Annotated in this window: 1 protein-coding gene; it reads right to left on the bottom strand. The window is 63.4% G+C overall.

From position 1 onward, the window contains the following. Positions 1 to 2: 2 nt before the first annotated feature. Positions 3 to 279: MarR family winged helix-turn-helix transcriptional regulator (locus SB679_RS23860; protein ID WP_410704730.1), on the bottom strand; the 277-nt coding region annotated here is incomplete at its 5' end.

Here is a 279-nt window from a genome sequence, read left to right as displayed (position 1 = left end):
CGTTAATCCGCCTCGTTCAGATTCGACCGCAGACCTTGGAGCAGGGTGCGGATCTCCGCCATCTCCTCAAGCGTGCAGCCGATCGCCTGGCCGATCGAGCCCATGATCGTGTCGACCTCGCCGCGCATCGCATCGCCTTTCGGCGTCAGCGACACCAGACCCTGGCGCTCGTCGCGGGAATCTCGGATGCGCTTGATCAGGCCGTTCTGCTCCAGGCGTTTCAGCAGCGGCGAAAGCGTGCCGGAATCGAGGTCGAGCTTTTCGCCGATCGTCTTCACC

It is taken from the genome of Chryseobacterium sp. SIMBA_029 (assembly GCF_046535275.1).
Taxonomy (GTDB): Bacteria; Bacteroidota; Bacteroidia; order Flavobacteriales; family Weeksellaceae; genus Chryseobacterium.
This window is presented reverse-complemented; position numbering and strand designations above follow the sequence as displayed.